The sequence below is a fragment of the Micromonospora sp. RB23 genome, from assembly GCF_053585025.1.
Window position 1 is genome coordinate 623,843 of sequence record NZ_CM132111.1, and the last position, 12,632, is coordinate 636,474.

The window sequence follows — 12,632 nt, forward strand, 5'->3', positions numbered from 1 at the left end:
GTGGGCGCGATCACCGGAACGTTCAAGGGCTTCGGTGTCACCTTCTCGCACATGTTCAGGAAGGTCGTCACGACCGACTACCCGTTCAAGCCGCCGGTGTCGGCGCCGCGCTACCACGGGCGGCACATCCTCAACCGGCACCCGGACGGCCTGGAGAAGTGCATCGGCTGCGAGCTGTGCGCCTGGGCCTGCCCGGCGGACGCGATCTTCGTCGAGGGCGGCGACAACACCGACGAGCAGCGCTTCTCGCCGGGTGAGCGGTACGCCAGCACCTACCAGATCAACTACGCGCGGTGCATCTTCTGCGGGCTGTGCATCGAGGCCTGCCCGACCCGCTCGCTCACCATGAGCAACGAGTACGAGCTGGCCCGGGACAACCGGCAGGACCTGATCTTCACCAAGGAGCAGTTGCTCGCCCCGCTGCTTGAGGGCATGGAGCAGCCGCCGCACCCGATGCGGCTGGGTGACAGCGAGAAGGACTACTACGTCGGCGCGCTCGACAACCCGGGCACGTCCGCCGGTGCCGAGACGTCGCCGATGGGCCCCGGCCGCTACCAGGTCGAGGAGCACCCCGGCGTGACGTTCCCGGGCGCCGAGCAGGCCGCCCAGCGCGCGGCGGCCGGCAAGGGAGAAAACGCATGACCACGTCTACGGTGCTCGCCGCGGCGAACTCGGTCTCCAACGGCGAGGCGGTCACCTTCTGGATCCTCGCCCCGCTCGCGCTGCTCGGCGGGATCGGGATGGTGGCCGCGCGCAACGCCGTGCACTCGGCGCTGTGGCTGGTGCTGACCATGCTCTGCCTGGGCGTGTTCTACGTGCTCCAGTCCGGTCCGTTCATCGGCATGGTGCAGATCATCGTCTACACCGGCGCGATCATGATGCTGTTCCTGTTCGTGCTGATGCTCGTCGGCCGGGACTCGTCCGACTCGCTGATCGAGACGCTGCGCGGTCAGCGGGTCGCCGCGATCGTGCTCGGTGTGGGCTTCGCCGCGCTGGTCGGCACCGGCGTCTACCGGGCGCTCGACAGGACCACCACGGTCGGCCTCGAACAGGTCAACGCCGAGGGCAACGTGCAGGGCATCGCCCGGCTGCTCTTCACCAAGTACGTCTTCGCGTTCGAGTTGACCTCGGCGCTGCTGATCACCGCGGCGGTCGGCGCCATGGTGCTCGCGCACATCGAGCGGCGCAAGCAGGACAAGATGGACCAGCCGGCGACCATGCGAGCCCGCTTCGCGCCGGGCAACTACCCGGGCCCCAAGCCGGGCCCCGGCGTCTTCGCGACCTCCTCCTCGGTGGCCACCCCGGCGCGACTGCCGGACGGCCGGCTCACCGAGCGGAGCACGCCGGACATCCTGCCGGTGCGGGAGCTGACCGCGCAGGAGACCTCGCTGAAGGGGACGGACAAGTAATGGGATCGTTCTTCTCGGTCGAGCCGAACTACTACCTCGTCCTCGCCGCGGTGCTGTTCACCATCGGCGCCGCCGGGGTGCTGATCCGGCGCAACGCGATCGTGCTGTTCATGTGCGTGGAGCTGATGCTCAACGCGGCCAACCTGACGCTGGTCACCTTCAGCCGGATCAACGGTGACCTCAACGGCCAGATCATGGCGTTCTTCGTGATGGTGGTGGCGGCGGCCGAGGTCGTGGTCGGCCTCGCGATCATCATGGCCATCTTCCGGACGCGACGCTCGGCGAGTGTCGACGACGCCAACCTGCTGAAGTACTAAAGGGGTCCACCGGTGGAAGAGACTGTGGAATACGCCCAGGCCACGGGGCTGCTCGGGGGCGTCTGGCTGCTGGTGGCGATCCCGCTGGTCAGCGCGGCCATCCTGCTGCTGCTCGGCCGGCGGGCCGACCGCTGGGGGCACTGGTTGGGTGTCGCGGCCATCGGCGCCGCGTTCGTGCTCGGGCTGGCGTCCTTCTTCCAGCTCCGGGGCCTGGAGAACAAGTCGGTCGAGCTGAGCCTCTGGGACTTCATCGCCGTGGGTGACCTGCGGGTCGACTTCGGCCTGCTGTTCGATCCACTGGCCGCCGTCTTCGTGCTCCTGATCACCGGCGTCGGCTTCCTGATCCACCTGTACGCCGTCGAGTACATGGCGCACGACGCGGGTCGCCGCCGGTTCTTCGCGTACTTCAACCTGTTCGTCGCGGCCATGCTGCTGCTGGTGCTCGGCAACAACTACGTGATGCTCTACTTCGGCTGGGAGGGCGTCGGTCTGGCGTCGTACCTGCTGATCTCCTTCTGGTACGGGCGGCCGAGCGCCGCCACGGCCGGCAAGAAGGCGTTCCTGATGAACCGGGTCGGTGACACCGGCCTCGCCATCGGCATCTTCATCATGTTCGCGACCCTCGGCACCACCCAGTACGACGAGGTATTCAACGGCGTCGGCTCGCTGACCGGCACCACGGTGCTGGTCCTCGGCCTGCTGCTGCTGCTCGGCGCGGCCGGCAAGTCCGGCCAGTTCCCGTTGCAGGCGTGGCTGCCGGACGCGATGGAGGGCCCCACCCCGGTGTCGGCGCTCATCCACGCCGCCACCATGGTCACCGCCGGCGTCTACCTGATCGCCCGGTCCAACCCCATCTTCTCCGCGAACTCGACGCTCCAGCTCGTGGTGGTCAGCGTCGGCGCGCTCACCCTGCTGATGGGCTGCGTCATCGGCGCGGCCAAGGACGACATCAAGCGGGTCCTCGCCTGGTCGACGGTGAGCCAGATCGGCTACATGTTCCTCGGCGTCGGCCTCGGCGGCGGGGCGTACGCGCTGGCCATCGTGCACCTGCTGGCGCACGGCTTCTTCAAGGCCAACATGTTCCTGGGCGCCGGCTCGGTCATGCACGGCATGAAGGACCAGGTGGACATCCGCCGCTTCGGTGGGCTGTCGTCGTACATGAAGGTCACCTGGTTGACGTTCATGATGGGCTGGCTGGCCATCATCGGCATGTTCCCGTTCTCCGGCTTCTTCTCCAAGGAGCCGATCATCGTGGCCGCCTTCGAGCGGGAGGACTGGACCGCCTGGCTGTACGGCGGTGCCGCGCTGCTCGGCGCCGGGCTGACCGCCTTCTACATGACGCGGCTGTTCGTGCTCACCTTCCACGGTCCGAAGCGGTGGACCGACGACATCGAGCACCCGCACGAGTCGCCGAAGCTGATGACCATCCCGCTGATCCTGCTGGCGATCGGCTCGGTCGGGGCCGGATTCCTGCTCTCCACCTCGGTGCCGGACTGGCTGACGACCACCGCCGGGCTGGGCGGTGAGCACGCGGAGCACGAGCCGGTCCTCTCGCACCTCGTGATCACCACGCTGTCGCTGCTGGTCACCGTGCTCGGCGCCGGCCTGGCCTGGTTCCTGTTCCGGGCCGGTACGGCCACCGCGCCGCAGCCGGCCGGCATCCTGGTCACCGCCGCCCGACGCAACCTCTACACCGACGCGGTCAACGAGGCGGTCTTCGAGAAGCCGGGCATCTTCCTCACCCGGGCGCTGGTCTTCCTCGACAACCGGGGCATCGACGGTCTGGTCAACGGGCTCGCCGCCGCCGTCGGCGGTGGTTCGGGTCGGCTCCGGCGGATGCAGACCGGCTTCGTCCGCTCGTACGCCACCTCGATCCTGGCCGGCGCGCTGCTGGTGATGGCGGCGTTCCTCGCGGTGCAGGCGGGGTGGTTGGCGTGACCGACCTGAATACGCCCGCCCCCGCCGGCGGACCACGCATCCACGACGGAGGTAAGGCCGCATAATGTCCAACTTCCCGTTCCTCTCGGTGCTCACCGTGGCGCCACTGGTGGGCGCTCTCGTGGTGGCCTTCCTGCCGCGCCACCGGCCGGAGCTGGCCAAGCAGGTGGCGTTCGCCTGGTCGCTGCTGGTGCTGGTGCTCTCGGTGGTGATGTGGGTCAGCTTCAACGCCGGCGGTGACCGGTTCCAGTTCCGGGAGTCGTACACCTGGATCCCGAACTGGGGCGTCAGCTTCACCTTCGCCGCCGACGGCATCGCCCTGGTGATGCTGATGCTGATCGCGGTGCTGGTGCCGTTGGTGATCCTGGCGTCCTGGCACGACGCCGAGTCGTCGAAGCGGTCCATCCCGGTCTACTTCGCGCTGCTGCTGATCCTCGAGAGCACGATGATCGGCGTCTTCGCCGCCGCCGACGTCTTCCTGTTCTACGTGTTCTTCGAGGTCATGCTCGTGCCGATGTACTTCCTCATCGGCAGCTACGGCGGCCACCAGCGGCAGTACGCGGCCGTGAAGTTCTTCCTCTACTCGCTGGTCGGCGGCCTGTTCATGCTGGCCGCGGTGATCGGCCTCTGGGTGGTCGGTGGCAAGACGTTCGACTGGCAGGCGCTGTCGCAGGTCGACATCAGCACCGGCACCGAGCGGTGGCTGTTCCTCGGCTTCTTCCTCGCGTTCGCCATCAAGGCACCGTTCTTCCCGTTCCACACCTGGCTGCCGGACGCCGGTGGCGCCGCCCCGGCGGGCGCCGCCGCGCTGCTGGTCGGTGTGCTGGACAAGGTCGGCACGTTCGGCATCCTGCGCTACTGCCTGCCGCTGTTCCCCGAGGCGTCGAAGTGGTTCGCGCCCTGGGCGCTGGCGTTGGGCGTGATCGGCATCATCTACGCGGCACTGCTGGCGGTCGGTCAGAACGACCTCAAGCGGCTGGTGTCGTACACCTCGATCGCGCACTTCGGGTTCATCGGGGTGGGCATCTTCGCGTTCACCACCCAGGCCGGCACGGGCGCGGTGCTCTACATGCTCAACCACGGCCTGGCCACCGGCCTGCTCTTCCTCGTGGTGGGCATGCTGGTCACCCGGCGTGGCTCGGCGCTGATCAGTGACTTCGGTGGCGCCGGCAAGCTGATCCCCGTCCTCGCCGGTGTGCTGTTCTTCGCCGGTCTGGCCTCGCTCGCGCTGCCGGGAACCGCGCCGTTCATCTCCGAGTTCCTGGTGCTGATCGGCACGTTCACGGTGAACAAGCCGGTGGCGGTCATCGCCACGCTCGGCATCATCCTGGCGGCGGCGTACGTGCTGTGGATGGTGCAGCGCACCACGCAGGGCACCCTCAACCCGGCGCTGACCGAGGTCGACGGCATGCGCCGGGACCTCAACCTGCGTGAGAAGGTCGTGGTCGCCCCGCTGATCGCGCTGATCGTGCTGCTCGGCTTCTACCCCAAGCCGGTCACCGACGTGATCAACCCGGCCGTCCAGGCGACCATGGACGACATCGGCAAGAGCGACCCCGCGCCGTCCGTAGGCGGCACCGTCCAGGAGGCGCGCCGGTGAGCGCGAGGAGTGAGCTTGCGAGCCCCGCAGTCGTGAACGAAAGGTCGGCACAGTGACCGAGTTGAAACTGCCGTCGCTCGACTACGCGGCGCTCGCCCCGATCATGATCATGCTGAGCACCGCGTTGCTCGGTGTGCTGGTCGAGGCGTTCGTGCCCCGGCGCGCGCGGCACCTGGTGCAGTTGACGCTGGCCCTGCTGGCCGTGCTCGCCGCGCTGACCATGGTGGTCCTCAACGCCGACGACCGGCTCATCACGGCCGGTCAGGCCATCGCGGTGGACGGGCCGACGCTGTTCCTCCAGGGCGCGATCCTGGTGCTGGCGGCCATGGCGCTGCTCCTGATCGGCGACCGCTCCGTCGAGCGGGGCGGCGCGTTCGTCGCCCAGGCCGCCGTGAAGGCGGAGTCGGCCGACGACCGGAAGCAGGCCGAGGGCCGCAACGGCCTCACCGAGGTGTACCCGCTCATCACGTTCGCCATCGGCGGCATGCTGATCTTCGTGGCGGCGAACGACCTGCTGACCATGTTCATCGCGCTGGAGGTCTTCTCCCTCCCGCTGTACCTGCTCTGCGCGCTGGCCCGCCGCCGGCGGCTGCTGAGCCAGGAAGCGGCGATGAAGTACTTCCTGCTCGGCGCGTACGCCTCGGCGTTCTTCCTGTTCGGTGTGGCCCTGATCTACGGCTTCACCGCCGGTGTTCCGGGCCGTTCCGCCGGTGTCGACTTCGCGACCGTCAACGCGGCGGTGAGCGAGTCGCCGGCCAGCCCGGTCCTGCTCTTCGCCGGCATGGCGCTGCTCGCCATCGGTCTGCTCTTCAAGGCCGCGGCGGCGCCGTTCCACGTGTGGACGCCGGACGTCTACCAGGGCGCGCCGACCCCGGTCACCGGCTTCATGGCCGCCTGCACCAAGGTCGCCGCCTTCGGCGCGCTGCTGCGGGTCTTCCACGTCGCGTTCGAGGGCGGGGGCTGGGACTTCACCCCGGTCCTCGGGGCGGTGGCGGTGCTGACCATGCTGGTCGGCGCGGTGCTCGCGGTCACCCAGACCGACATCAAGCGACTCCTGGCGTACTCGTCGATCGCCAACGCCGGTTACCTGCTGGTGGGCGTCCTGGCGCCGAGCCGGGACGGGTTGTCCGGCACGATGTTCTACCTCGTCGCGTACGGCTTCTCGGTGCTGGCCGCGTTCGCGGTGGTGACCCTGGTACGCGACGCCGACGGTGAGGCCACGCACCTGTCCCGCTGGGCGGGTCTGGGCCGTCGGTCGCCGTTCTTCGCCGGGCTGTTCACGTTCATCCTGCTGGCGTTCGCCGGTATCCCGTTGACCAGCGGCTTCACCAGCAAGTTCGCGGTCTTCGGCCCGGCGTTGGACGAGGGTCAGGCCTGGCTCGTCATCGCGGGTGTACTGACCAGCATGGTGCTGGCCTTCCCGTACCTGCGGGTCGTGGTGATGATGTGGCTGTCCGAGCCGGGTGAGTCCACGCCGACGGTCACCGTGCCGGGTGGGCTCACCTCCGCCGCGCTGATGATCGGCGTGGTGGCCACCCTGGCGCTGGGCGTCGCCCCGGCCCCGCTGCTCGACCTGGCTACCGGAGCCGCCGAATTCGTGCGGTGAGACGTGGCTCGACCACCGGGGGCCGGCGCGCGACAGCGTGCCGGCCCCCGGTGCGTATCCCCGAGCCGGAGCAGGTAGAACGGGTGTGGCATGGTTGATGGTGTGGTGATTCCGGCTGGCGAGCGTTCAGGTGCCACCGGTTCCGGCGGTCGCCGGGGTCGGGCGAGCATGAGTCAGTTCGGCGCGCTCGGCCTTCATCTTGCCGATCCCCGCGTCGAGGCATCCGTGCTGGGTTTGCTGGAAGCGGTCGAGGTCGAGCTGAGCGCCAGTGTGGCGAGCGCCGACCCGTTCGTCTCCGAGGCGGCCCGGCACCTTCTCGACGCCGGTGGCAAGCGGTTCCGGCCGCTGCTGGTGGCGCTCGGCGCCCAGTTCGGCGATCCCACGAGCGCGCGGGTGGTACCGGCGGCCGTGGTGATGGAGCTCACGCACCTGGCCACCCTGTACCACGACGACGTGATGGACGAGGCGGCCGTGCGTCGGGGCGCGCCGAGCGCCAACTCGCGGTGGACCAACTCGGTCGCCATCCTGGTCGGCGACTACCTCTTCGCCCGCGCCGCGGACATCGCGGCGGACCTGGGCCCGGAGGCTGTCCGGTTGCAGGCGCGGACGTTCGCGAGGTTGGTGCACGGTCAGATCGCCGAGACCGTGGGGCCGCGTGCCGATGACGACCCGGTCGCCCACTACCTGAACGTGATCGCCGAGAAGACCGGCTCCCTGATCGCCACGTCGGCCCGGTTCGGCGGTATGTTCGCCGGCGCTCCGGTGGAGCACGTCGAGGCCCTCGCCGGTTACGGCGAGACGATCGGCGTCGCCTTCCAGCTCTCCGACGACCTGCTCGACATCGCGTCCGAGTCGGTGCAGTCGGGCAAGACGCCCGGTACGGACCTGCGCGAGGGCGTCCCGACGCTGCCGGTGCTCTACGCCCGTGCGGCGGACGACTCCGACGCCTCCTCGGTGCGGCTGCGGGAGATCCTGGCGACCGGTCCGCTGACCGACGACGCCCTGCACGCCGAGGCCCTGGGGCTGCTGCGGGAGAGCCCGGCGCTCAAGCGTGCCAGGGAGACCGTGCGCAGCTACGCCGAGGACGCCCGCGCCTGCCTGGCTCCGCTCCCGGCAAGCCCGTCCCGCCAGGCCCTGGAGTCGCTCTGCGACTACATCGCCGACCGCACCAGCTGACCGTCCCAACGCCCGTCGGTCCGCGTTGATCATGAAGTTATCGCCTCGACACGCCGTGTGATTGAGCGATAACTTCATGATCACCGGGCGGGGCCGGGCGGGCGGGGCCGGGCCGGGGTCAGGGGGTTGTCAGGAGGCGGCTGCCGGTCAGCATGAGGGCGGCGGCCAGGAGCATCGCCACCGAGGCCGTGACCCACATCGCCGGGTAGCCCAGGTGGGCGGCGAGTGGACCGAGGCTCAGTGGGCCGAGGCAGCCTCCCGCGTACACCCCGGTCTGCGTGATCGAGGTGGCGGCGGCCGGAGCCTGCGGGTGCAGCCGGACCACTGCGAAGTTCATGAGGCCGGGCCACGCCCAGCCCAGACCGAACCCGAGCACCACCCCCGCCACCAGCGGCACCGGGCCGGTCACCGCGAGCAGGCCCAGCCCGACCGCGCCGATCACCAGCATCGCGGCGATGAGCGCGACGTGGCCGTTGGCGCGTCGGTCGGCCAGTCCGCCGGCACCCACCCGGGCCACGACACAGACCGCGCTGCCGAGAGTCAGGGTGAGGCCGGCGAGAGCCGGCGAGAGGCCCCGGGCGGCGGCCGAGTCGACCAGGAAGGTGCCGAGCGCGTTGGCCGCGCCCGCCGCCAACGTCGCCGCCGCGCCGACCACCACTAGGGCCGTCGTGGCCCGGCCACCGCGCGCCGCGTCGGCCCGACGGGCACGACCGGACACCTGCCGGGGTACGGCCGGCAGCGTCGTCAGCGCCGCGACGGCCGCGACCACGAACGCCCAGCGCCAGCCGGCGGTCAGCGCGATGGTGGGCACCGCCGCGCCGGCCAGCAGGGTCGAGACCGGGATCGCCGCCTGCTTGACGCCGAACGACAGCCCCTGCCTGCTCGGCGGGACGTGCTCGGCGAGCGCCGCGTTGCTGGCCAGTTGGCCGAGGGCGTTCGCGGCGGCACTGAGCGCCAGCAGGGCGAGCAGCACCTCGTACGAGCGGGCGAGCGCCGCCACCGCCAGCATCGACCCGGCGGCGAGCAGGATGCCGCAGCGGGCCACCAGCGCCGGCCCGTACCGCTCGACGAGGCGTCCGGAGGGCACCGAGGCCAGCGCGCTCACGCCGAAGTAGACGGAGACGGCCAGACCCAGCCCGGCGGGGGAGAAGCGGAGGTCCGTACCCATCTGGACGGCGAGGCCGCCGAGGAGGAAGACGGGCAGTACGCAGGCCACGGTGGTGACCACGGCACCGGCGCTGGCCCGGATGGGGCGGGTACGAACGCGGGCGGGGGTGAGGGCGGTGTCGGTCATCGTGTGGCAAACCTACGCGAGTCACGCTCAGGCAACTCCTGGTGACCGCTGGTGTACGAGGAGTGGATGGTGATCTGGCATCCTCGATCCGAACAGGCATTTCGCACGCGGCCTGTTTTTCATATGGTGTAAGTCCCCGGCGGCGGAGGTGGTTGTGCGCGACCCCTTGGCAGAACCTTCGGACCTGATCCGCAGCGTGTCCCGAGCACTGCGGGTGCTCGAGTCGGTCGGTCGCGCCCCCAAGGGCCTGACCGTCAAGCAGATCGCCCGACGGTGTGAGCTGACCGTGGCCACCACCTACCACCTCGTTCGCACCCTCGCGTACGAGGGTTACGTGATCCGTCGCGAGGACGGCACGTACATCGTGGGCCTCGAGGTGGCCGACCGTTACCGCGAGTTGGTGACGGCGTTCCGTGGGCCGCCGGTGGTCGGCGAGACGTTGCGACGTGCCGCCGTCGACACCGGCTACAGCCACTTCCTGGGCCGTTTCGTCGGCGGCCAGGTGGCCATCACGGCGGTGGCCGAGGGGCACCGGTCGCCCTACCTCGAAGATCTCGTCCCGGGCTTCGACGAGGGGGCCCACGCGACCGCTCTCGGCAAGTCCCTGCTCGCCACCCTGACCACCGAGCAGCGCTTCCGCTATCTCCGCGAGTACGGCATGCGCCCCTTCACCGGTGCCACGCTGACGACCAGCGAGGCGTTCGAGGCCGACCTGGCAGCCGGTGACCGCCGGGGGATGCAGTTGGAGTTGGGACAGTTCCGCCAGGGGGTGGCCTGCGCGGCGGTGCTCGTCGCTCCCGACAAGGACATGGAACGTCGGGTCGTGCTCGCCTGCGCCCTGCCCGCGAGCGAGATGATGACCTCCGCGCGCGTCGTACGCGCGAAGCTGCTCACCGTGGCCCGTACGGTCGCCGACGGCATCGCCGCCGACCACTGACCGCGGAGAGACGCGCCAGAGGCCCTCTCCCGGGCTGGGAGAGGGCCTCCGGGGGCGGTCCGGCGCCGAACCGCCAGGGAAACGTCAGCTGCCCACCGGGCCGCCGTCGAGGCGCCAGGTGACCACGACGCCCGGCTTGGCGTAGTCGCCGTCGGGCCAGTTGGAGGCCGGGTTCTCCACCGACGCGCCGGTGATCTCGCCCGGGTGCTGCACCGCGACGAACACCGAGCGGTTGTCACCGGTGATGAACGGGCCGCAGGTCTCCGCGCCGATCGGCACGGTCAGGAACTGCTTGAGGTGGCCCTTCTCCGGACCCTCCACGGCGGTGGCGAAGAGGCCGTCGTTGCTGCCCAGCGCGTTGCCGTCAGTGGAGATCCACAGGTTGCCGGTGGCGTCGAAGGCGACGTTGTCCGGGCAGGAGATCGGGGAGACCTTGGTCTTGTCGTACCCGGAGAAGAAGGTCGACGGGTCGGTCGGGTCGCCGCAGACGATCGGCAGCGACCACGCGAAGGTCTCCGAGGTGTTGTCGTTGCGGTCCTCGACCAGTTCCAGGATCTGCCCGTGCTTGTTGGCGTTGCGCGGGTTGGCCTCGTCGGCCGCCGCCTTGCCGGCCTTGCCGCGGTCGGTGTTGTTGGTCAACGCCACGTACACCTTGCCGGTGAGCAGGCTCGGCTCGACGTCCTCGGGACGGTCCATCTTGGTCGCGCCGACCTTGTCGCCGGCGAGCCGGGTGAAGGTGAGCACGTCCGCGGCGGTCATGCCGTCGACGAACGACCTGTTGCCGCTGACCAGCTTGATCCAGCGTCCCCGGCCGTTGAACGCGCCGTCGGTGGGGAGCGTGCCGGAGCCGTCGATCTCTGCGGCGCTGGTCTGGTCGAGCTTCGCCACGTAGAGCGTGCCGGACTCCAGCAGGGTGAGGTTGTGCTTGCGGGCGGCCCAGGAGTTGCCCTTGAGGAACTTCTTGTCCGACACGAACTTGTACAGGTAGTCGAACCGCTCGTCGTCGCCCATGTACGCGACCACGTGGCCGTCCTTGGCGACGATGACGTTGGCGCCCTCGTGCTTGAAGCGGCCCATCGCGGTGTGCTTGCGCGGGCGGCTCTCCGGGTCGAACGGGTCGATCTCGACGACCCACCCGAACCGGTGCGCCTCGTTGGGGTGCCGGGCCAGGTCGAAGCGCTCGTCGGCGCGTTCCCACTTGCGGCTGCCGCTGGGGTAGCGGCTGGCGGTGCTGATGCCGTACCGGTCGAGTTTCGGCTTCAGGTCGGCCGGGGCGGCGTCCGCGCCCACGAAGTACTGGTTGAAGTTCTCCTCGCCGGAGAGCACAGTCCCCCACGGGGTGACGCCACCGGAGCAGTTGTTCAGCGTGCCGACGACCGTACGACCCTTGGGGTCGGCCGCGGTCTTCAGCCACGCCGAGCCGGCGGCGGGACCGGTCAGGTCGAACTTGGTGCTCAGCGCGGTGACCCGCCGGTTGTACGGCCGGCGGCCGTTGCTCACGGGCTTCCACTGCCCGGTGCCACCGACCCGCTCCAGCTCCACCACGGACATGCCGTGCGCGGCCATGGCGGTGCGCAACTGCTCCACGGAGAGCCCGTCCAGGCCGGGGAAGCCCGGGAACATCAGGTCCTCGTTGGTGTACTCGTGGTTGACCACGAGCAGCGCCCGCTTGCCCTGCTTGTCCAGCGGCAGCACGCCCACGAAGTCGTTGTTGTAACCGAACTGCTTCGACTGCGCTGCGGCGCTCTGCTGGTGCAGGTCGAACGCCGGCGCACCCGGCAGCACCGGGTCACCCCACTTGATCACCACGGCATGGTCGTAGCCGTTCGGCACGACCAGGGTGTCCAGCTTGTTCGGCGGGATCGGCTTGAAGGTCAGCGCGCCGCTACCGACACCGGTGGTGGGACGGCCGAAGCCGAAGTTCTCCGGCACCTCCGGGAGGGCGGGGGCCGCGACGGCGGGGGCCGCGCCGGCCAGCGCGCCGGCCGCCGCGCCACCGAAACCGAGCACCAGGGCACCGACCGCGCCGGCCCGGACCACGCCGCGCCGGGAGACCTCCGCGTCGACCACGTCACCGAAGTACGCGTTGTCGGACGTGTTCGGGACGGGGTGGTCACAGGCGTTGCCGCAGCGGTACAGGCAGGTCATGGCATCGCGGGTGCCGTGGCGCTTGCCGCTGAGCAGCGGGAGCAGCCGGGGACGGTCGCTCATTTCAGGGGCCTCCAGGTAAGTGGGTGGCATGACAGGCGGCGTACCAGCCGGACGCTAGGAGGACGCGGTGAGCGGTCGTCGGCCGCGATGTGAACCAGGCGTGAACAGCTGCCCGGCCGCCAGCGGTGTGACCTCGGGCTGAAC

At 70.0% G+C, this 12,632-nt stretch carries 10 protein-coding genes; 8 read left to right on the forward strand and 2 right to left on the reverse strand.

Annotated features, from left to right (window positions below; all coding sequences use genetic code 11):
- From nuoI to ACTFTM_RS02895, 7 genes are all read left to right on the forward strand, one after another.
- The gene (nuoI, locus tag ACTFTM_RS02865) at positions 1-642 is read left to right on the forward strand and encodes an NADH-quinone oxidoreductase subunit NuoI (protein WP_449564318.1); all 642 of its coding nucleotides are present in this window, start codon (positions 1-3) and stop codon (positions 640-642) included.
- On the forward strand, positions 639-1,409 hold the full coding sequence (locus ACTFTM_RS02870) for an NADH-quinone oxidoreductase subunit J (protein WP_449564319.1): 771 nt from the start codon (positions 639-641) through the stop codon (positions 1,407-1,409). Before nuoI ends, ACTFTM_RS02870 begins: the two co-directional genes overlap by 4 nt.
- Positions 1,409-1,726 (forward strand): NADH-quinone oxidoreductase subunit NuoK, encoded by a 318-nt coding sequence (nuoK, locus tag ACTFTM_RS02875; RefSeq protein ID WP_449564320.1) that lies wholly within the window; start codon positions 1,409-1,411, stop codon positions 1,724-1,726. The genes ACTFTM_RS02870 and nuoK overlap by 1 nt, the downstream gene beginning before the upstream one ends.
- A 12-nt stretch (positions 1,727-1,738) precedes the next feature.
- Positions 1,739-3,664 (forward strand): NADH-quinone oxidoreductase subunit L, encoded by a 1,926-nt coding sequence (gene nuoL / locus ACTFTM_RS02880; RefSeq protein ID WP_449564321.1) that lies wholly within the window; start codon positions 1,739-1,741, stop codon positions 3,662-3,664.
- Positions 3,665-3,728: 64 nt separating this feature from the next.
- The gene (locus tag ACTFTM_RS02885) at positions 3,729-5,264 is read left to right on the forward strand and encodes an NADH-quinone oxidoreductase subunit M (protein WP_449564322.1); all 1,536 of its coding nucleotides are present in this window, start codon (positions 3,729-3,731) and stop codon (positions 5,262-5,264) included.
- A gap of 52 nt (positions 5,265-5,316) precedes the next feature.
- Positions 5,317-6,870, forward strand: a complete 1,554-nt coding sequence (gene nuoN, locus ACTFTM_RS02890) for an NADH-quinone oxidoreductase subunit NuoN (RefSeq protein ID WP_449564323.1) — start codon at positions 5,317-5,319, stop codon at positions 6,868-6,870.
- Between the two features lie 90 nt (positions 6,871-6,960).
- Positions 6,961-8,046: a polyprenyl synthetase family protein gene (locus ACTFTM_RS02895; RefSeq protein WP_449564324.1), complete on the forward strand. Its 1,086-nt coding sequence runs from the start codon at positions 6,961-6,963 to the stop codon at positions 8,044-8,046.
- A gap of 118 nt (positions 8,047-8,164) precedes the next feature.
- Here ACTFTM_RS02895 and ACTFTM_RS02900 read toward each other — a convergent pair whose 3' ends face one another.
- A complete protein-coding gene (locus ACTFTM_RS02900; protein WP_449564325.1) occupies positions 8,165-9,340 on the reverse strand; it encodes an MFS transporter in 1,176 nt (391 codons plus the stop codon).
- A gap of 154 nt (positions 9,341-9,494) precedes the next feature.
- Between ACTFTM_RS02900 and ACTFTM_RS02905 the strand changes: the two genes are divergently transcribed.
- The gene (locus tag ACTFTM_RS02905; protein WP_422737858.1) at positions 9,495-10,277 is read left to right on the forward strand and encodes an IclR family transcriptional regulator; all 783 of its coding nucleotides are present in this window, start codon (positions 9,495-9,497) and stop codon (positions 10,275-10,277) included.
- A gap of 84 nt (positions 10,278-10,361) precedes the next feature.
- On the opposite strand, the gene ACTFTM_RS02910 is transcribed toward ACTFTM_RS02905, so the two are convergent.
- The gene (locus ACTFTM_RS02910) at positions 10,362-12,488 is read right to left on the reverse strand and encodes a PhoX family protein (protein WP_449564326.1); all 2,127 of its coding nucleotides are present in this window, start codon (positions 12,486-12,488) and stop codon (positions 10,362-10,364) included.
- Positions 12,489-12,632: the final 144 nt, after the last annotated feature.

Coding starts and splice junctions, on each gene's coding strand:
- ACTFTM_RS02870 (WP_449564319.1), top strand. CDS start 639: ATGACCACGTCTACGGTGCTCGCCGCGGCGAACTCGGTCTCCAACGGC.
- nuoK (WP_449564320.1), top strand. CDS start 1,409: ATGGGATCGTTCTTCTCGGTCGAGCCGAACTACTACCTCGTCCTCGCC.
- ACTFTM_RS02885 (WP_449564322.1), top strand. CDS start 3,729: ATGTCCAACTTCCCGTTCCTCTCGGTGCTCACCGTGGCGCCACTGGTG.
- ACTFTM_RS02895 (WP_449564324.1), top strand. CDS start 6,961: ATGGTTGATGGTGTGGTGATTCCGGCTGGCGAGCGTTCAGGTGCCACC.
- ACTFTM_RS02900 (WP_449564325.1), bottom strand. CDS start 9,340: ATGACCGACACCGCCCTCACCCCCGCCCGCGTTCGTACCCGCCCCATC.
- ACTFTM_RS02910 (WP_449564326.1), bottom strand. CDS start 12,488: ATGAGCGACCGTCCCCGGCTGCTCCCGCTGCTCAGCGGCAAGCGCCAC.